This is a genomic window from Hyphomicrobiales bacterium (assembly GCA_016710435.1).
Classification (GTDB): domain Bacteria; phylum Pseudomonadota; class Alphaproteobacteria; order Rhizobiales; family Aestuariivirgaceae; genus Aestuariivirga.
The window spans coordinates 2,398,847-2,416,650 of record JADJVV010000001.1; the positions used below are offsets into that span (position 1 = coordinate 2,398,847).

Here is a 17,804-nt window from a genome sequence, read left to right on the forward strand (position 1 = left end):
ATACGGCTGCGGTGATTTGAGCGGGCGGGCACTAAGCGACGACTTCGCAGCCGGGCAGGCCGCAGGAAATCAGATGGTCGGAGGGATAGTTGGTGATGATCTCGCAGCCGTTTTGGGTGACGACCACTTCTTCCTCAATGCGGGCGGCACCGGAGCCGTCGTTGGAGCCCTTCCAGGTTTCGAGCGCAAAGACCATGCCTTCTTTGAGGGGCCGGGTCTGGCCCTTGAACCGCTTGGAGAAGATCGGGCGCTCCCACAGCGACATGCCCACGCCGTGGCCATATTGCAGGAGGAAGGCTTCGTCCTCGTTCTTGTAGCCGAACTCGTGGGCATCCGGCCAAACCGAGGCGACCTCGTCGGGCGTGACACCGGGCTTCACCATGTCCATGGAAGCGGCGAGCCACTTCGAGGCGGTTTCGTATGCGTCGATCTGGTGGTTGTTGGGCTGGCCGCAGATGAAGGTGCGGTAGTAGCAGGTGCGGTAGCCGTTGTAGCTGTGCATGATGTCGAGAAAGATCATGTCGCCAGGTTGGATCATGCGGTCGGAGAAGGTGTGGGAATGCGGGCGGCCGCGGCGGCCCGATACCGAGTTGATGCACTCAACGCGCTCCGAGCCCATGCGGAACAGGCGGTCGTTGGCGATGGCGACGAGCTCGTTCTCCTTGGTGCCGGGGCGGATGGCGCGGGCGATATCCACATAGGTCGCATCCACCATGCCGGCTGCCATCTTGAGAAGTTCGATCTCGTCCGGCGTCTTCACTTCGCGGGCATCGAGCATGGCCTGCTGGCCATCCACCACTTCGATGCCTTCCGCCTCGAGGGCGCGGAGCATGCCGAGTTCCATGAGGTCAATGCCGAGCGGTTGGTTGGCGATGCCGTAGTGAACGAGAGCCTTTTTGATCTGCTTGGCGAAATCCTGCTGCACGCCAAGTGTGGGCGGAATGGCGCCCTGCATGGTGGTGATGGGAGCGGCGACGTTGTCCTTGATCCACGGCGAGGAGATGCGCTTGGCGGGCGGGGCCGGGTCCCACAGGAAGGGGCTGCCTTCGCCGGGGCAGAGAGCATAGCGGAAGAACTTGTCGCGAGCCCATTCGCCGATGTGGGTGGCGGTGACGTAGCGGATGTTGTCGAAGTTGAAACAAAGGACAGCGCCCAAGCCGGCATTGCGGACGGCAGCCTGCGCGCGCGCAAGGCGCTCTTTCGACATGCGGCTGTAATCCACGCCTTCTTCCCAGTCCTTGGCCATCTGGCCCCAGGAGGCTGTTGCATAGGGGCTGTTGTATTTCATCTCTTCCTCCGCTCGGAGTCTAATGTCCGCTGATTTCTGTTGACCATGTGTGTGTTTCGATGACCTGCTTCAGTCGCGACAGGAACGAGGCCGCATATGCTCCGTCAAAGGCGCGGTGATCGAAGCTTTGTCCGAGAATGCCGGTGGTGCGCGCGGCGATGAAATCACCCTCGGCGGTGGTGACGACCACTGGGCGCTTGCGAATTGCATCGGTGGACAGGATCGCCACCTGCGGGGCATTGATGATGGGTGAGGTGAACAGCGTGCCGAAGGCGCCGTTGTTGGTGATGGAATATGTGCCGCCGCTCAGGTCGTCGGCGGTGAGCGTGTTGCCACGGGCCTTGTCGGTGAGGCGGGCGATGGCCTTCGCCAGTCCTTCCGCCGTGAGATCGCCCGCCTGTTTCACCACCGGCACGACAAGACCGTTGTGGGAGAGATCGATGGCGATGCCGAGGTTGATCTCCCGCCGCGGGTTGAGCGCGGTGCCGTCGAATGTGGCGTTGATGTTGGGGAAGTCCTTGAGCGCGAGGCACACCGCGCGCGCAATAAAGGGCAGGTAGGTAAGCGAGACGCCATTCGCCTGCTTGAAGGCCTCGCGGATCGGCAGGCGCACCTTGTCGACGTAGGTGAAGTCGGCCTCGATGGTCTGGAAGACATGCGGAATGTTGCGCCAGTTCTCGGCCAGGCGCTGCGCCGTCTTCTGGCGGATCGCTGAGAGGGGCATGCCGCCGGATGTGGGGGCCGCAACGGGCGCAGACCCTGATTGCGCGAGAGCAGCGCGCACATCCTTCTCGCCGATCCGCCGCAAGCCCTTGGCGGCGGCGTAGGCTGTTACGGTGTCAACCGAAATGCCGCTTTCGGTAATGACACGCCGGGCCAATGGCGAGATCGAAAGTCCATTCGCCGATTTGGCTTTTCCGTGGTGACCTGATGCCGTACGCACTTCCTCGAAGGGTGACAGCGTGGTGGTAGCCGTTGCTGCCTTCGGTGCAGGTACGGACGAGGGCGCGGCGGTTGCCACCGCGGACCCGCCCAGCACCGCCACAGTGGAACCGACCTTGGTTGATACCCCGGCACCCACCCTGATCTCGGTGAGTTTTCCAGCGGCAATGGCTTCTACCTCGACCGTCACCTTGTCGGTTTCGACCTCGAACAGCTTGTCCCCAATCTTCACATCATCGCCCACGGCCTTGTACCAGGCGAGGATCTTGCCCTCGGCCACGGTCTCACCCAGCTGCGGCATGATAATGGTGTCGGCCATGGCGTTACCCGTTCATGACGCGCGCAATCTTGTCGACGATGCGCGCCGCATTCGGGAGCGCAAGGTCTTCAAGGTGATCGGCCGCAGGGAGCGGAATATGCGGCGTGGTGATGCGCACGATCGGGCCATCCAGATCCCAGAAGGCCTCGTCGGCGACGATCGAGGCGATCTCCGCACCCCAGCCCAGCAGCCGCGGATTCTCTTCGACGGTGAAGAGGCGGCTGGTGCGCGCCACTGACCCGAGAATCGTCTGGGTGTCGAGCGGCACCAGCGAGCGCACGTCGATCACTTCCGCATCGATGCCGTGTTCGCGCGCCAAGATCTCCGCTGCTTCAAGGGCGCGCGGCACCATGAGGGCGAGCGCCAGGATGGTGCAGTCCTTGCCTGGCCGCAGGATCTTGGCGGTGCCGAGGGTATCGACGATCTCGCCATCCGGCACCTCGCCCTTGGTGGCATAGAGCGCTTTGTGCTCGTGGAAGATCACGGGATTGTTGTCGCGCACGGCTGCCGCAAAGAGGCCGATCACATCGACGGGCGAGGAGGGCGCCACGACCTTGAGGCCGGGAATCATCATCGTCCAGTTCTCGATCGACTGCGAATGCTGTGCGCCGAAACGCACACCTGCTCCGTTGCCAGTGCGGATGACCAGCGGGCAACTGAGCTGACCGTTGGTCATGTAGGCAAGCTTCGGCATTTCATTGGCGATGAAGTCGAAGCACACCGCGGCGAAGTCCGAGAACATGAGTTCGGCGATAGGGCGAAGGCCAGTCATGGCCGCACCCATGGCCGCGCCAAGGATCGCCTGCTCCGAAATTGGCGTATCGCGCACACGCAAAGGACCGAATTCCTCGTAAAGGCCGACGGTGGCCTTGAACACGCCGCCAGCCTTCGCCACGTCTTCGCCGAGGAACACGACATTGTTGTCACGGCGCATTTCCTGCGAGATCGCGCGGATCACCGCATCACGGTAACTCAGTTCCGCCATGCCCAGCCTCCATCGGCATAGACATGCGCAGTGAGAAGTTCGCTCGGGGCTTGCGGCGCTGCCTTGCAGGCCGCAGTTGCCTCTTCCACCTTGCGCTTGCTCTCGGCATCGATGTCCTCGATCTGCGCCTCCGGGAAGCCGAAGTCTTTGAGGCGTTGCTTGTAGATCTTGATCGGGTCACGCTCCAGCCAGCGTTCCAACTCGCCGGGGGGGCGGTACTTGCCGGGGTCGGCACGGGAATGGCCGGAATGGCGATAGGTCAGGCATTCGATCAGGGATGGCCCGCCGCCATCGCGCGCCTTTGCAATCGCATCGCGTGCGGTGCGGTAGACAACGTCTGCGTCATTGCCGTCGATGAGGATGCGCGGCAAGCCATACGCTGCGGCGCGGTCGGCGGCGGGGTGTTCGACTGCAGTCACGTCGCCGATCGGCGTGTATTCCATGTAGAGATTGTTCTCGCAGACAAACACCACCGGCAGTTTCCAAATGACGGCGAAATTCACCGCCTCGTGGAAGGCGCCGATGTTCGTGGTCCCGTCACCGAAGAAGCAGACGGTCACATCTTTCTCTCCCAGGTATTGCGCCCGCCACGCAGAGCCGCAGGCAATGCAGAGATGGGCGCCGATGATGGCGTAGGAGCCCATGACGCCGTGTTCGGCCGAGGTGAGATGCATGGAGCCACCCTTGCCGCGCATCAAGCCGTTGTCACGCAACATCAATTCGCCGAGCACGCCTTCGATGGGAGCGCCGCGGGCGAGGGTATGGGCATGGCCGCGATAGGTGCAGAAGGTCTTGTCGCCCTTCTTCATGGCGGCACCGAAGCCTGCAGCAACGGCTTCCTGCCCAAGCGAGAGGTGGCTTGTGCCCTTGATCAGGTTCTGAAGGAAGAGATCATAGGCGCGCTTTTCCGCATCGCGGATCTCGATCTGGAGACGATAGAGCTCGCGCCGGGTCTCCGTTCCGATGTCGTCGTTCTCTCTGGGTTTCGCAGCAGCCATGTCTCACCGGATGTTGTGTCGTGAGTGAAGGATGTGACCGTTTGCACCCGCAGCATTGGCGAACGAAGGTGCCGCAACGCACAGCTCTTTCATGCCACTGGCAAGATGCAAGGAGTCCTCCCGAACGCTTCTTCAGTTTTGTAGTTGCTGTCGACACTGTTGCATGCAATGCCGCGAACGGTTCCCGCAAATTTCTCAAAATGAGAATTTTCAAGCGTTGCTCCGGGGCGTGCTTGGTTAGGATGGATGGCAACAAGAGCTCGTTTGAGCGAGCCTGTTCTGCTGCTGCGTTCACCAGGGAGGAGACGCAAGGTGTCTTGCGATATTCCAGGCAAACTGACCAATGCAGTGCCGGGCCGCAACGAGCGGTCTGTCATGATGCTTGTGCGCATTCCCTCCGCCTGGGACGGCGTCGACGGCTGCAACGCAATCCAACACAAGGACATTTGATCATGAAGGCCGTGCGGTTTCACGCTGCAAAAGATATTCGTGTCGAAGATGTGTCGGCACCGTCAAAGAAGCTCGGCCCCAACGACGTGCTCGTCAAGCCTTTGGTGACCGGCATTTGCGGCACCGATCTCCATGAATATATTGCAGGTCCCATTGTCACGCCGCAGACGCCGCATGTCTACACCGGCGCCACCAACCCGCAGATCCTCGGCCACGAGTTCAGTGCTATCGTCGCAGACAAGGGATCTGCCGCAGCGCACGTTAAGGTGGGCGACCGCGTCTCCATCCAACCTTTGATTTCTCCGCGTGACGATTACTACGGCCGGCGTGGCCTCTATCATCTCAGCGAGAAGATGGGATGTGTCGGACTGAGTTGGGCCTGGGGCGGCATGAGTGAATACGCCGTCGTCAACGACTATAACGTTGCTGTGCTGCCCAATGGCGTGAGCGATATCCAGGGCGCGATGATCGAGCCTGCAGCTGTTGCCGTCTATGCTGCGGATCGCGGCGGCGTGCAGGCTGGCTCGACGGTGCTCGTCTCCGGCGTCGGTCCCATCGGTGCGCTGACCCTGCTCGCCGTTAAGGCCGCAGGTGCGGGCCAGATCTTCGTCTCCGAACCCAATGCCTTCCGCCGCAAGATGGCGAAGGAACTCGTTCCATCCGCCATCGTCATCGATCCGATGACGGAGAATGTGTCGGGAGTCATCCGCTCGATGACCGAGGAAGGTGTGGGCGTCGATGTCGCCATCGAATGCGTCGGCCTCGAAGCGAGCCTCAACACCTGTGCCGCCTCCGTGCGCCGCCAGGGCAAGGTGGTGCAGACAGGCCTTCATATGAAGCCCGCCGCAATTGACGCCATGCTCTGGGCGTTGAAGGACATCACCGTCGAGGCGACGTGGTGTTATCCCGTGCAATGCTGGCCGCGGATCATCCGCATGGTTGAGGCAGGCATTTTCCCGATCGAGAAGATCGTCACCGCCAATATTGCATCCGACCATGTCGTGAATCAGGGCTTCGATGCTCTGCTCGACAAATCGGTCAACCACATGAAGATCCTGGTGACAGTGTGATGGCGAACTCCGGGCCTGTGAATGTTGCCATGATCGGCCTCGGCTGGTGGGGCAAGAAGATGACCGCGGTGCTGCAGAAGGCGGGCGATGATATCAGGATCGTCTGCGCTGCCGAGCCCAATCCGGCGGGCGAGGAATTCGCCAGGGCAAACGGCTTCGCCCATTACCCCACAATTCGCGAGGCGCTGGCCCATCCCGGCGTCGAGGCGGTCATCCTCGCGACGCCTCACTCTCTGCACGACGAGCAGATCCGCATGGCGGTAGCGGCGAAGAAGCACATCTTCTGCGAAAAGCCGCTGGCACTCACCCGCAAGGGTGCGGAGTTTGCAGTCAAGGCCTGTGCCCGCAACAAACTGGTACTCGGCATGGGCCACGAACGCCGCTGGGAGCCACCGGTCGCAAATATGCTCGCGATGGCAAAGAACGGTGAACTCGGCCGCATCCAGCAGGTCGAGGGCAACTTCAGCCACGACAAGTTCACCACGCTGGACAGGAAGAACTGGCGCCTGAACCAAAAGGAAGCGCCGGTGGGCGGCATGACCGCCACGGGCATCCACCTCACCGACCTCGCCGCGGCACTTCTCGGCGAGGCCCGCGACCTCCGCGTGTCCTGCGAGAAACTTTCGTCAAAGATCCCGCAGGGCGACACCATGAGCGTCCATATCCGCTTCAAGAAGGGCGGCACGGCCTATGTCTCGGCCTCGCTCGCCATGCCCTTCATCTCACGCTTCGCTGTCTTCGGCTCGAAGGGCTGGATCGAGATCCGCGACAAGGCCCACGTGGAAGCGCCTGCGGGCTGGGTCGTCACCTCCGCCAAGGCGGGTGGCCCCATCACCGTGACCGAGGTGCCGCCGGCAGAACCGGTGAAGGACAACCTCGTCGCCTTCGCCCACGCGGTCCGCCGCAAGGCCGCTTACCCGATCACGGGCAAGGACCTCGTCACCAACATCGCAATTCTCGAAGCCATCATCAAATCCGCCGCCAAGGATGGCGCGGTCGTGAAACTCTAGGAGCCGCTCATGAAAGCGCTGATTTTCGAAACACCGAACAAGCCTGTGATTGCGGATGTGCCCATGCCGTCGATCAAGGACACGGAGGTGATGGTCAAGACTCGCACGGTCGGCATTTGCCACTCCGACTATGAACTGCTGGCGGGCCGGTACATCATCCCGATCTCCTATCCCGTGACGCCGGGTCACGAATGGTGCGGCGAGATTGTCGAGGTTGGCAAGGCGGTGAAGAACTTCAAGGTGGGTGACCGCGTGGTGGGCGAATGCGTGGTGCGCACGCCGGAACGCCTGCACCACTTCGGCTTCTCCATGGATGGTGCCGACCGCGAATACTTCAATGTCAATCCAGACTGGTTGCACAAGTTGCCGGAAGCCGTGGATGACATGCGGGGCTCCCTGATCGAGCCCTTCACCTGCGGTTTCTACGCGGTGCTGCGTTCGGGCGGCACCAACGCGTCGGAAACCGTCGTTGTCTCGGGTGGCGGAACGATCGGCCTCGTCACCGCTGCTGCCGCCCTCGGCATGGGTGCGCGCGTTATCGTCGCCGATCCCATTCCACGCCGCCGCGAGATTGCCCAGAAGCTGGGAGCCGAAGCCATCGATCCTACCGACCGGGGTTCCGAGCAGGTCATGGCAATGACGGGCGGGAAAGGGGCCGATCTGGTGGTCGAATGCGCAGGCCACGACGCCTCCATCGCCTCGGTGTTCGACTATGCTTGCCAGGACGGCCGTATCTCCATGGTGGGCATCAACATTGGCCGCAAGATCGCCTCGAACATGGGTCTGATGCAGCTCAAGAACCTGACGATTCGTGGCTGCATCGGTTCGCCGGGCGTATGGCCTGCTGCCATCCGCTTCCTCGAGAAGACCGGCATCGATCTGTCGCCCATCCAGACCCACAAGTTCTCCCTCACCGACGCAGTGAAAGGCTTTGAACTGGGCCAGGATCCCAAGGCCTGCATCAAGATCACACTCACCACGGGAGCCAAGCACTGATGGCCCGCCATGCACTCATCGCCGGTGTTTCCGGCATTATCGGCCGCCATTTGGCGGAACACCTGATGGCCACGAAGGGCTGGTCGGTGACCGGCATCTCGCGCCACAAGCATGATCTGCCGAAGGGTGTGAAGCATGTGGCCGTCGACCTCACTGACGAAGACGCTGTGAAGGCGGCGCTGAAGCGGGTGAATCCGACGGCCGTTTTCATCACGACGTGGCTCCGCCAGCCTACTGAAGCGGAGAACTGCCGGGTCAATGCCGGCATGGTGCGCAATCTTCTCGGCGCCATGGACGGGAAGAAGATCAAGCACGTCGCGCTGGTGACGGGTCTCAAACATTACATGGGTCCGTTCGAGGCCTACGCCAAGTCGAAGATGGTGACGCCTTTCCGCGAGGAGCAGCCGCGCCTTCCCTACCAGAACTTCTACTACGATCAGGAGGACGAGCTTTATGCCGCCGCCGAGAAGCAGGGCTTCTCGTGGTCGGTGCACCGCCCGCACACGCTGATCGGCTACACCGTCGGCAACCAGATGAACATGGCGGCCACGCTCGGCGCCTATGCCGCCATCTGCAAGGAAACTGGCCGTCCGTTCGTCTTCCCGGGCTCGCCGCAGCAATATGAGGCCGTGGTGGATATCACTGATGGCCGCATCATGGCCAAGCACCTCCTGTGGGCCGCCACCAAGCCTGCAGCGCGCAATGAGGCCTTCAACATCGTCAACGGCGAGGTTTTCCGCTGGAACTGGATGTGGCCGAAGCTCGCCGCTCATTTCGGTATTACCGCCGCCGAATATCCCGGCCATGCCCAACCGCTGGAGAAGCAGATGGCCGGGATGGAGCCGGTTTGGGACAAGATCGTCGCCAAGCACGGCCTGCAAAAGAACCCGCTCTCCTCGGTTGCCTCGTGGTGGCATTCCGATGCCGATCTCGGCCGCGTTATCGAGAACTTCACCGACATGACCAAGAGCCGCGACAAAGGCTTCACCGCCTACCAGAACTCGGTCAGATCCTTCACCGACGCATTTGACCGCCTGCGCGCAGCGAAGGTTTTGCCCTGACATGAGCACTGCCAGCGCCATTCAACCGGGACCTTTCCAGAGAATGAAACTGGCGCGCAGCTTTGTGACGGTGCTGGCATCGACTCTTGTGCTGCTTGTTGCGTGCATCATCTTCGCACCATCGAGCGTGTCGTTCGGCGCGCTTTCGGGGAGCCTGCCCTTTGCCGCGATCATTGCCATTGTGGGTCTGGGGCAGTTGCTCGTGGTGCAACAGGGAGGATTTGATCTCTCGCTTCCCGGTGCGGTCTCCTTGGCCGTGGTGCAGGCGACACATTATCCACAGCAGGACAATGCATTGCTGCTGCCAGCGGTGATGATTGCAGTCTGCTTCGCGCTTGGCGCCGGCATGCTCAACGGGTTTTTGGTCAGCTTCTTCAGGCTGAATGCCATCATCGCCACGATCGGCGTGAATGCATTGATGTATGGACTCGTCTTTGCCGTTTCGGGCGGCACGCCTTCCATCACTACCGATCTTCTTGCGGAGATTGCAGCGGGCGAGTTCCTGAATTTGCCAAACTCGGTATGGTTTGCGCTCGCCGCCTTGCTTGTCGTCACCTTCGTTCTGAAGAAAAGCGTTGTTGGGCGCAGGTTTGAAGCCGTCGGAGCCAATCCGCTGGCGGCGCGGGCGGCGGGACTGGCGGTGCGCCGACATCAATGCATGGCCTACGTCTACGCGCAGCTCCTTTATTGCCTCGCGGGCACACTCATCGCGGGCATCACGCGCGAGCCGACGGCGTTTCAGGGTGACTCGCTCCTGTTACCCTCGGTGGCAGTTGTGGTGCTGGGCGGTACATCCCTTCTCGGCGGGCGGGGTTTTCCCGTCTCCACCGTCGTCGCCGCATTTTTCCTGAACCAATTGAGCCAGTTCGCACTCGCAGTCGGAGTGCCGTATTCGGCCCAAACCATCATCCAGGCCTTGGCTCTGGGTTTTGGCATCGGGGTTTACTCGTTCCGTTGGACGGTAAGCCAAGGCAAAGCGACTGAACCAAAGAAAGTGGAGGAAAAACCATGAAGTCTCTGAAAACGAAATTGGCCCTTGCTGCAGCCACAGCATTGCTCGCACTTGGAAGTTCAGGCATCGCCAACGCCGAGAATCCCTCTTGGTGCGGCCCCAAGGAAGCATCGCTGGCGCTTCTCGACGGCTATGGCGGCAATTCCTGGCGCCAGGTAACCACCGCGTCGGGCAAGCAAACCGCTTCACTCTGCCCCAGCATCACCAAGTATGAATATGCCGACGGACAGGGCGACACCCAGAAGTCCATCTCGGACATCAAGTCCATGGCAGCCAAAGGCATCGACGCGCTCGTAGTCTTCGGTGACGCAGGCCCCGCTGTTCTCCCTGCCATCACCTCCGTCTTCAAGTCAGGCAAGGTGATCGTGCCGTACCGCGTCGACGTGGGCGGCAAGGAAGGCGAGAACTACACCAAGTTCATCGGCGCATCCTTCGTGAATGACGGCGAAAACTGGGGCAAGTGGATAAAGGGCATCCTGCCGAGCGGCGGCAACATGCTCTTCCTCTCGGGCCCTGCTGGCAACAGCCAGGGACTCGACGAACTGAAGGGCCTGCGCAACGTGCTTGGCCCTGAATACAAGTTCGTGAACCCTGAGCCCTTCGCTGTCACCAATTGGGACCCGGCGCTGACGCAAAAGGTCCTCACGGCCGAAATCGCCAAGAACGAGAAGATCGACGTGATCATCTCCGACTTCGGCCCGTCGCTGGTTGGCGCTCTGCCGCTCTTCAACAAGCAGGGCAAGTCCATCCCGGCGCTGGCTACTTCCGACGGCAACTCGCTTGCCTGCTTCTGGGAAGACATGAAGGCCACCAATCCGGACTTCAAGCTCTTCACAGTCGCGACCGGCAACGACAACGTCCGTCTCGCAGTGATGCACGCCGTTGCAGCAGTGACGGGCGGCACGCCTCCGGCTGAGAACATCTTCCAGGCCCCGATGTATGAAGACTCGGTATCGGGCAAGCCGAACCCCGTGACGTGCCGCAAGGATCTTCCTGGTGCCATCTACCTCTCGTCCGAACTCCCTGACGAAGAGCAGGCCAAGGCGGTTGGCGGTCAGTAAGACCATTGACCAACAGGTTCCGGAGGGGTTGCCCCTCCGGAGCCATGCATCAGGAAATGGATGAACTAACGTGGCGGCAAGCAAGTCGAAAACCCAGGACGCGGGCACGGAGCCTCAAGGCAGGCCGACCATCCGGCTGGCCAACATCTCCAAGGGCTTTTCCGGCGTTCTGGCTCTGCGGGACGTCTCCGTCGAATTCCACCCGGGCGAGGTCCATGCCATTCTGGGCGAGAACGGCGCGGGCAAATCCACCCTGATGAACATCATTTCGGGCACGCTTCAGCCCACCCTCGGCGAGATATGGTTCGAGGGACAGCGCATCCCCGAAATGACGCCGGAAGTCTCCGCCAACCTTGGCATCGCCATCTCCTTCCAGCATCCGGCCATCCTCGAAGACCTCAGCGTCTACGAGAACCTCCGCGTGGCGCTTCCCGACTCCGCCTTTGCTGGCCGCCCGCCGCAACAGATTGCAAAGGACATGCTCAATGCCGTGGGCTTGCATGTGCCGCTCCGCCTCAGGGTCGAGTCTCTCACCATCGCCCAGAAGCATCTGCTCGAACTGGCAAAAGCGCTGGCGCTCAAGCCCAAGCTGCTGATTCTCGACGAACCGACCGCGTCCCTCGACCAGGAAGCAACCGATATGCTCTTCGGCCGCGTACGCGAAGTGGTGAAGTCGGGCACCTCTGTTATCTACATCACCCACCGGCTCGCTGAACTGAGGCAGATCGCCCACCGCGTCACGGTCCTGCGCGACGGCCGCTGGCGCGGCTCATCCTTGGTTAAGGACATAACCGACGAGGAACTACTGGCCCTCATCGTGGGCCGCACACTGGGTTCCACCTTTCCGCCCAAAGCTGCGGCGGCTACCAAGGAGATCAGCTTTGCCGTCTCGGGTCTCACGAGCCGCGGCTTCCGCGACATTTCCTTCGACGTGCCGAAAGGGCAGATTCTCGGCATTGCCGGTGTTGCTGGCAATGGCCAGTCGCACCTCATGCGGTCCCTCGCGGGGCTCGTGCCGTCCGAAGGAACGGCCAGCATCCGGGGCCAAACCGTCCGCAATAGCGAACTCATCGGCAAGGCTGCCTACATGCCCTCGGACCGCCATGCCGAGGGCCTCGCCAGCGGACTGACCGTCCGTGAGAACGCCGCCTTTGGTGCGCTTGAGAAGTTTGCCTCGGGCGGTCTCGTGAACCGCAAGAAGGAACTGCAATACGTCAAGAGCACGTTCGAGTCGCTCGCCGTGAAGGCCCCCAGTATCGAGGCGCCGATCCTGTCTCTCTCGGGCGGCAACCAGCAGAAGATCGTGATGTCGCGTGCTCTGCTCTCGGAACCCGCCCTGATCGTGGCGGATGAACCGACCCAGGGCGTGGACGTGGGAGCTCGCGCGGAAATCTACCGCATCCTGCGCGATGTTTCGAACGCCGGCACCGCTGTGATCGTTAACTCCTCCGATGCTGCCGAACTGGAAGGACTGTGCGACAAGGTTGTCGTAATGTCGCGCGGCCGCGCTGTCGCCACACTGACGGGTTCGGATGTCACCGAGGAGAAAATCGTCGCCGCGGCCGTAGGCGCGGTGTCACATGTGGGCGACAGTGCATTTGGTTCCACCAGCAGCACCGCCATGAAAGGCCTCCGACATTTCCTGCAGACAGACAATGCGCCAGCCGTGGCATTGGCGACCGTCACGGTTCTTCTCGCGCTGTTCGTGAACTACCAGAACACCAACTTCCTCTCGGTCTTCAACGTCTACAACATCCTGCTGCTGGCAACCGCCCTCGGCTTCATCTCGCTCGGGCAAACCGTGGCGTTGCTCATGGGAGGAATCGATCTGTCAGTGGGGCCCCTCGCGGGGTTCCTCGTGGTGGTGGCATCTTTCTTCATCAATGACGACAAGTCGGCGGCGGTGATGGCCTTCGGATTTGCGCTGATGTTTCTGGGCGCGCTTGCCGTTGGAACGATCAACGGTCTTCTCATTCGCTTTGCCAATTTCACGCCAATTGCGGCCACCCTCGCCATGTATATCGCCATACAGGGTGCGAGCTTCCTGCTGCGCAATGCACCCGATGGCTACATCAGCTATCCGGTCACAGACTGGATCAATTGGCAGATCGGTCCGTTGCCCATGGCATTCGTGGCACTGGTGCTAGTCGCCGTTGCGCTTGAATATGCGCTCCGCAAGCACAGAGCAGGGTGGCGGCTCCGCGCCATCGGCTCCGACGAAGAATCGGCGCGCCGCATGGGCCTGCGCATCGACCGCACATTCATCGCCGGCTATGTGACATGTTCGCTGCTCACCGCCTTGGGCGCGATCATGCTGATGACCCAGATCGGGGTTGGCGACCCGCGTCAGGGCATCAACTACACGCTTTCAAGCATCACCGCCGTGGTGCTGGGCGGAACCGCACTCTCGGGCGGCCGCGGCAGCTTTATCGGCACGGTGCTGGGCGCGGTCCTGCTGACCGAAGTGCTGAGTGCGGTAACATTCCTGGGCCTTACTCAGACTTATCAGTACTTCTTCCAAGGCGCGCTCATCGTGGTGGCGGCGCTGGTCTATTCCGCCGTGCGCCGCCGCGGCAGTTCCGACGCCTGATAAGAAGGAGACTTTGCGATGCGATTGAAAGACCGAGTGATCATGGTCACAGGTGGGGCGCAGGGCCTCGGCGAAGGCATCGCCCAGCGGCTTGCGGCCGAGGGCGGCGCCATCGTCATTGCCGACATGAACGGCGAGAAGGCGGAAGCCGTGGCCAGCGACCTGAAAAAGCAAGGACACAAGGCCCTGGCAGTGCAGGCCGATGTCGCCGAACGCAGCCAGGTTCAGGCGGCGATCGGGAAGGCCGTGAACACCTTCGGCAAGCTTGACGTGATGTTCAACAATGCAGGCTTCAACAAACCTCTGCCTTTCATGGATGTGGACGAAAAAAACTTCAACGGCATAATGCGGGTGAACGCCTGGGGCGTAATGGTTTGCACTCAGGAAGCTGCCCGTCAGATGATGGCGCAGGGGCATGGGGGCAAAATCGTCAATACGGCGTCAATCGCTGGCCGCCAGGGCTATGCCGAGTTTGCGCCCTATTGCGCCAGCAAGGCGTCGGTAATCTCGCTCACCCAGGCCAGTGCCCGCGAGTTTGCCAAGCACAAGATTACAGTCAATGCATTTGCCCCCGGCGTGGTGGTGACGCCGCTCTGGGATGGCCTCGAACAGGACATGATCGAAAAAGGAGTCATCAAGGCGAAGGGTGAGTTTATCGAGAGCTTCTCGTCCAGCATCCTCCTGGGCTTCCCCTCGAAACCGGTCGACCTCGCGGGTATCGCAGCGTTCCTGGCCTCGGCAGATTCGGACTACATCACCGGCCAGGTCATCATGTCCGATGGCGGCATGATCCTTGTGTGAAGCTCAGTAATAGCCCGCGGCCCGCATCGCGGCGTCGATGCGGTTCTGGCTCCGGGTCAGGGCCTGTTCATCGGAACAATCACCATTGAGCGCAGAGAATATCTCTTCGCCGAGGATTTCTTCGATGACATGATATTCGCGGACAGGTGGCCGCTGCCAGTTCTGAATCCGGTTCTGTTTCGCGAGCTTGTCGACGAAGCTCACGATGGGCGTACTGGCGGAAGCCTCCGGATCGGCGCTGACGGAGAAACGCGGGGCAGCCGGGATGCCGTTTTTCACATGTTCCTTCATGGCTGCAGGCGACGCCATCCATGAGATGGCTTCGAAGGCGAGGTGGGCCCGTTCTGGTGGCAGCGAAGCCGGAACGGCAAGCAGGAAGCCGCCGATGGGGGAAAGGCTTGTGCCGCCCGGACCAGCGGGGTGCGAGTGGTAGGACACCTTGCGCTTCACCACGGAGTGAATGTCGTACTCAAACCGCGCGGCGCGCATGGTCCAGCAATAGATCATGGCCGATTGTCCGCTCATGAAATATTCGAGTGCCCTGTTCCAATCGATCGACAGAATGTCAGGTGGCGAGTACGTCAGCAGTTCGTGCATGTATTTCAGCGTTTGCCGCCCGGCTTCGCTCAGCACGCGAGGTCGCATGGCCTCGCCCTTGATCTGGCTGTAGTCGAGGTGAAGGCGGGGCGTGGGGATGTTGATCACCGGGCTGCCGCAGTCACCCATGAAGAACATGAAAGAATGGGAGACCGGCATCCCCCGTGCCGCATTCCAGACAACGCCATGCATCCCACGCCTGGGATTGTGGAGGGCCTTCGCAGCCTGGATCACTTTCTCGAAGTTGCCGGGTTGCTGGAGTTTGCGTGCTTCGAACAGATCCTTGCGAAGTGCGAGTGCTTCAATGGTGCAGTAGATCGGTATGCCGTAGTGGGTCTTGTCCCAGCTTCCGGTTGCCCAGATCGCCGGGTGGAAGTCGAGCGGATTGATGCTGCTGCTCTTCAGATGGTGCGTAAGCGGTTGCAGCACATCGTTGGCCACGCATTCACCGAGCCAGGGCATGTTGATGGCGATGACGTCGTATGCGCTCTCCTTGCGTGTTGCATTATCGAAGACCTCCGCGCGCAGTTCTGCCAGACCCATCAGGGTGAAGTTCTTGCGCGCCGAGAGCTTGCTGCGGAAGTCCGACCACATGTTGCGCATGCTGGCAAAATAGTTGTCGTCGTGCAGAAGGAAGCGCAGTTCCGGTCCGGCTTCGCGCTTTTTCTCCATGATTTCCAGGGGCGGAATGATCTGCCCTGCAAAGTAAGAACCGCCGAAATAGTAGTCTTCGGCATCTCCGCTGCCACTGCGCAGCCCGAAGGTATCCGCCAGCAGTGCTTTCACCCGCGCGGCATATTCCGTGAAACTGATGACCAGCTTCCGGCTCGGCTCCAAGAAATGTGACTTACCGGTGGTGCCCCGATTCCGGAGCTGGATATCGCCCCGGTCGATGAGCTGGTGGATGCGTCGCATGGCGCTCGCGAACGGAATATCGGCCGCCGATGCGAGCGACGACATGGTCACATTTTCCCCCCGGAGGTGGTGCTTCATGAGGTAGAGAACGATGTTCCAATGCGGGTCCGGTTCTGCCGTCCTCAACAGATCATCATATGGCTTTCTCATGCGCTCCAGGAAGGAGATGATGCGCAGAAGTTCGTATTCCGTCATGGCGGTAGTTGCGCAAATCCTGAAGTGATGGTCAAGTATTCCTGCAAATTGGGCGGTCAAAACGCTGGGAGGATCAGATGGCGGAAGCTGTGCTTGGAATGCATCATATCGGCGTTACTGTGCCGGATATCGAGGAAGGTATTGCCTTCTTTAAGAAGGTGTTCGGAGCAGAGGAAATCTTCCGGACGGGCCCCTTCGACGTGGACGCGAACTTCATGAAGGCAAAGCTTGGTGCAGCACCCATCCCGCATCCGGGACCTTGTCTTCCTGCGCTGCGGAAACGGCACCAGTGTCGAGTTGTTTGAATATGAAGGCGAGGACAAGAATGCCGCGCAGAAGCGCTCGTCGGAGGTAGGTGGCTCCCACATCTGTTTTGAAGTTGAGGACGTATTTGCCTCGGCCGAACGATTGAAGGGCATGGGCGTCGAAATGCTCGATGGGCCCAATGTCGTGGATTCAGGTCCGCTGGAAGGGTTCAAATGGATATATTTCCGCGCGCCGTGGGGCCAAATCCTGGAAATCGCGAGCTTTGACAGGCTGGGGTATGAGAAGAACACGGCCAGGCGGCTGTGGCGGGCCCACAAGCAGGCCTGACATGGCTCAACGTGCAAAAACCGGTAGACGTCGCCCCGCCAAGTCCGGGAAGAAATTACCGGCCAAGAGACCTGCGCCCGGAAGAACTCGCTCGTCAAGCATTTGCACGCCTTCCTCAAGGAAGCCCGGCCCACCATGGATGAGTGGATCGCAGGCGTGCAGTTCTTAACCAGAACAGGTCAGGCCTGCAGTGCCTGGCGTCAGGAATTCATCCTGCTTTCTGACGTCCTGGGCGTGTCCATGCTGGTCGAGAGCATGAACCATGAGAAGTTTTCCGGCGAAACGGAATCCACGGTTCTCGGCCCATTCCACGTCCCTGATGCGCCCCGGTACAATTTCGGAGACAGTATTTGTCTGGACGGGAAGGGCGAGCCCGTGTGGGTGTTCGGCCGCGTCACAGATGCCAACGGAAAGCCCATAGCAGGGGCGACGCTCGATGTGTGGCAGGCCAACGAAGACGGCTTTTATGATGTGCAGCAGAGGGGTGTTCAGCCAGACATGAACCTGCGCGGCATCTTCACCACGGATGCGGATGGCCGCTGGGGCTTGAAGTCTGCATATCCGCGTTTCTATCCCATTCCGAATGATGGTCCAGTGGGCGAATTGCTCACAGCTCTTGACCGTAACCCCAATCGGCCGGCCCATCTCCACTTCATGATCACCGCATCGGGATTCCAGAGGCTCATCACCCACATCTTCACACCGGATTGTCCTTGGCTCACGGACGACGCCGTGTTCGGCGTGAAGGAAAGCCTGATCGCCAAAGTTCGCTTGGTGGATGACCCAGTACGCGCAGCCAGACTCGGAATGCCCAATCCGTTCCGGGAAGTTGAGTGGAATTTTGTATTGGCAAGAGATTGAAACGTCAGAACTGAGTACATACCAGAATTGAAAATCGATCACTTGGTGACATGGTGGTG

Annotated in this window: 15 protein-coding genes and 1 pseudogene; 11 read left to right on the top strand and 5 right to left on the bottom strand. The window is 60.8% G+C overall.

The genetic code is table 11. The features are described 5' to 3' along the window. Positions 1-31: 31 nt before the first annotated feature. From IPM06_11590 to IPM06_11605, 4 genes are read right to left on the bottom strand one after another with little or no spacing between them, the layout of a single operon-like run. On the bottom strand, positions 32-1,288 hold the full coding sequence (locus IPM06_11590; protein ID MBK8771063.1) for an aminopeptidase P family protein: 1,257 nt from the start codon (positions 1,286-1,288) through the stop codon (positions 32-34). 19 nt (positions 1,289-1,307) lie between these two features. Beyond that, the gene (locus IPM06_11595; protein MBK8771064.1) at positions 1,308-2,549 is read right to left on the bottom strand and encodes a 2-oxo acid dehydrogenase subunit E2; all 1,242 of its coding nucleotides are present in this window, start codon (positions 2,547-2,549) and stop codon (positions 1,308-1,310) included. Between the two features lie 4 nt (positions 2,550-2,553). Beyond that, complete coding sequence (locus IPM06_11600) at positions 2,554-3,534, bottom strand: alpha-ketoacid dehydrogenase subunit beta (GenBank protein MBK8771065.1); 981 nt, start codon at positions 3,532-3,534, stop codon at positions 2,554-2,556. Beyond that, entirely contained in the window at positions 3,522-4,532 is a 1,011-nt protein-coding gene (locus IPM06_11605; protein ID MBK8771066.1) for a thiamine pyrophosphate-dependent dehydrogenase E1 component subunit alpha, read from the bottom strand. The genes IPM06_11600 and IPM06_11605 overlap by 13 nt, the downstream gene beginning before the upstream one ends. A gap of 452 nt (positions 4,533-4,984) precedes the next feature. On the opposite strand from IPM06_11605, the gene IPM06_11610 reads away from it, so the two are divergent. From IPM06_11610 to IPM06_11645, 8 genes are all read left to right on the top strand, one after another. Next, positions 4,985-6,052 carry a 2,3-butanediol dehydrogenase gene (locus IPM06_11610; GenBank protein ID MBK8771067.1) on the top strand — a complete coding sequence of 356 codons (1,068 nt, stop codon included), beginning with the start codon at positions 4,985-4,987 and terminating at the stop codon, positions 6,050-6,052. Continuing rightward, positions 6,052-7,062, top strand: a complete 1,011-nt coding sequence (locus IPM06_11615) for a Gfo/Idh/MocA family oxidoreductase (protein ID MBK8771068.1) — start codon at positions 6,052-6,054, stop codon at positions 7,060-7,062. The genes IPM06_11610 and IPM06_11615 overlap by 1 nt, the downstream gene beginning before the upstream one ends. Before the next feature lie 9 nt (positions 7,063-7,071). Then, a complete protein-coding gene (locus tag IPM06_11620) occupies positions 7,072-8,058 on the top strand; it encodes a zinc-binding dehydrogenase (GenBank protein ID MBK8771069.1) in 987 nt (328 codons plus the stop codon). Further along, positions 8,058-9,119 carry an SDR family oxidoreductase gene (locus tag IPM06_11625; protein MBK8771070.1) on the top strand — a complete coding sequence of 354 codons (1,062 nt, stop codon included), beginning with the start codon at positions 8,058-8,060 and terminating at the stop codon, positions 9,117-9,119. The genes IPM06_11620 and IPM06_11625 overlap by 1 nt, the downstream gene beginning before the upstream one ends. A gap of 91 nt (positions 9,120-9,210) precedes the next feature. Beyond that, on the top strand, positions 9,211-10,131 hold the full coding sequence (locus tag IPM06_11630) for an ABC transporter permease (protein ID MBK8771071.1): 921 nt from the start codon (positions 9,211-9,213) through the stop codon (positions 10,129-10,131). Further along, positions 10,128-11,192 (top strand): substrate-binding domain-containing protein, encoded by a 1,065-nt coding sequence (locus IPM06_11635; GenBank protein MBK8771072.1) that lies wholly within the window; start codon positions 10,128-10,130, stop codon positions 11,190-11,192. Before IPM06_11630 ends, IPM06_11635 begins: the two co-directional genes overlap by 4 nt. 70 nt (positions 11,193-11,262) lie before the next feature. Beyond that, positions 11,263-13,782, top strand: coding sequence for an ATP-binding cassette domain-containing protein (locus IPM06_11640; GenBank protein MBK8771073.1), 2,520 nt, complete (start codon positions 11,263-11,265; stop codon positions 13,780-13,782). Between the two features lie 18 nt (positions 13,783-13,800). Beyond that, positions 13,801-14,583: a glucose 1-dehydrogenase gene (locus tag IPM06_11645; protein ID MBK8771074.1), complete on the top strand. Its 783-nt coding sequence runs from the start codon at positions 13,801-13,803 to the stop codon at positions 14,581-14,583. A 3-nt stretch (positions 14,584-14,586) separates the two neighbouring features. On the opposite strand, the gene IPM06_11650 is transcribed toward IPM06_11645, so the two are convergent. Then, on the bottom strand, positions 14,587-16,290 hold the full coding sequence (locus tag IPM06_11650) for an extracellular solute-binding protein (protein ID MBK8771075.1): 1,704 nt from the start codon (positions 16,288-16,290) through the stop codon (positions 14,587-14,589). 77 nt (positions 16,291-16,367) lie between these two features. Here IPM06_11650 and IPM06_11655 point away from each other — a divergent pair, with 77 nt between their 5' ends. The 3 genes and pseudogenes from IPM06_11655 (at position 16,368) to IPM06_11665 (ending at position 17,745) form a co-directional block, all read left to right on the top strand. Further along, on the top strand, positions 16,368-16,595 hold the full coding sequence (locus IPM06_11655; protein ID MBK8771076.1) for a VOC family protein: 228 nt from the start codon (positions 16,368-16,370) through the stop codon (positions 16,593-16,595). After that, the gene (locus tag IPM06_11660) at positions 16,522-16,884 is read left to right on the top strand and encodes a VOC family protein (GenBank protein ID MBK8771077.1); all 363 of its coding nucleotides are present in this window, start codon (positions 16,522-16,524) and stop codon (positions 16,882-16,884) included. Before IPM06_11655 ends, IPM06_11660 begins: the two co-directional genes overlap by 74 nt. 96 nt (positions 16,885-16,980) lie before the next feature. Then, positions 16,981-17,745 (top strand): annotated as a pseudogene (locus IPM06_11665) (6-chlorohydroxyquinol-1,2-dioxygenase). Positions 17,746-17,804: the final 59 nt, after the last annotated feature.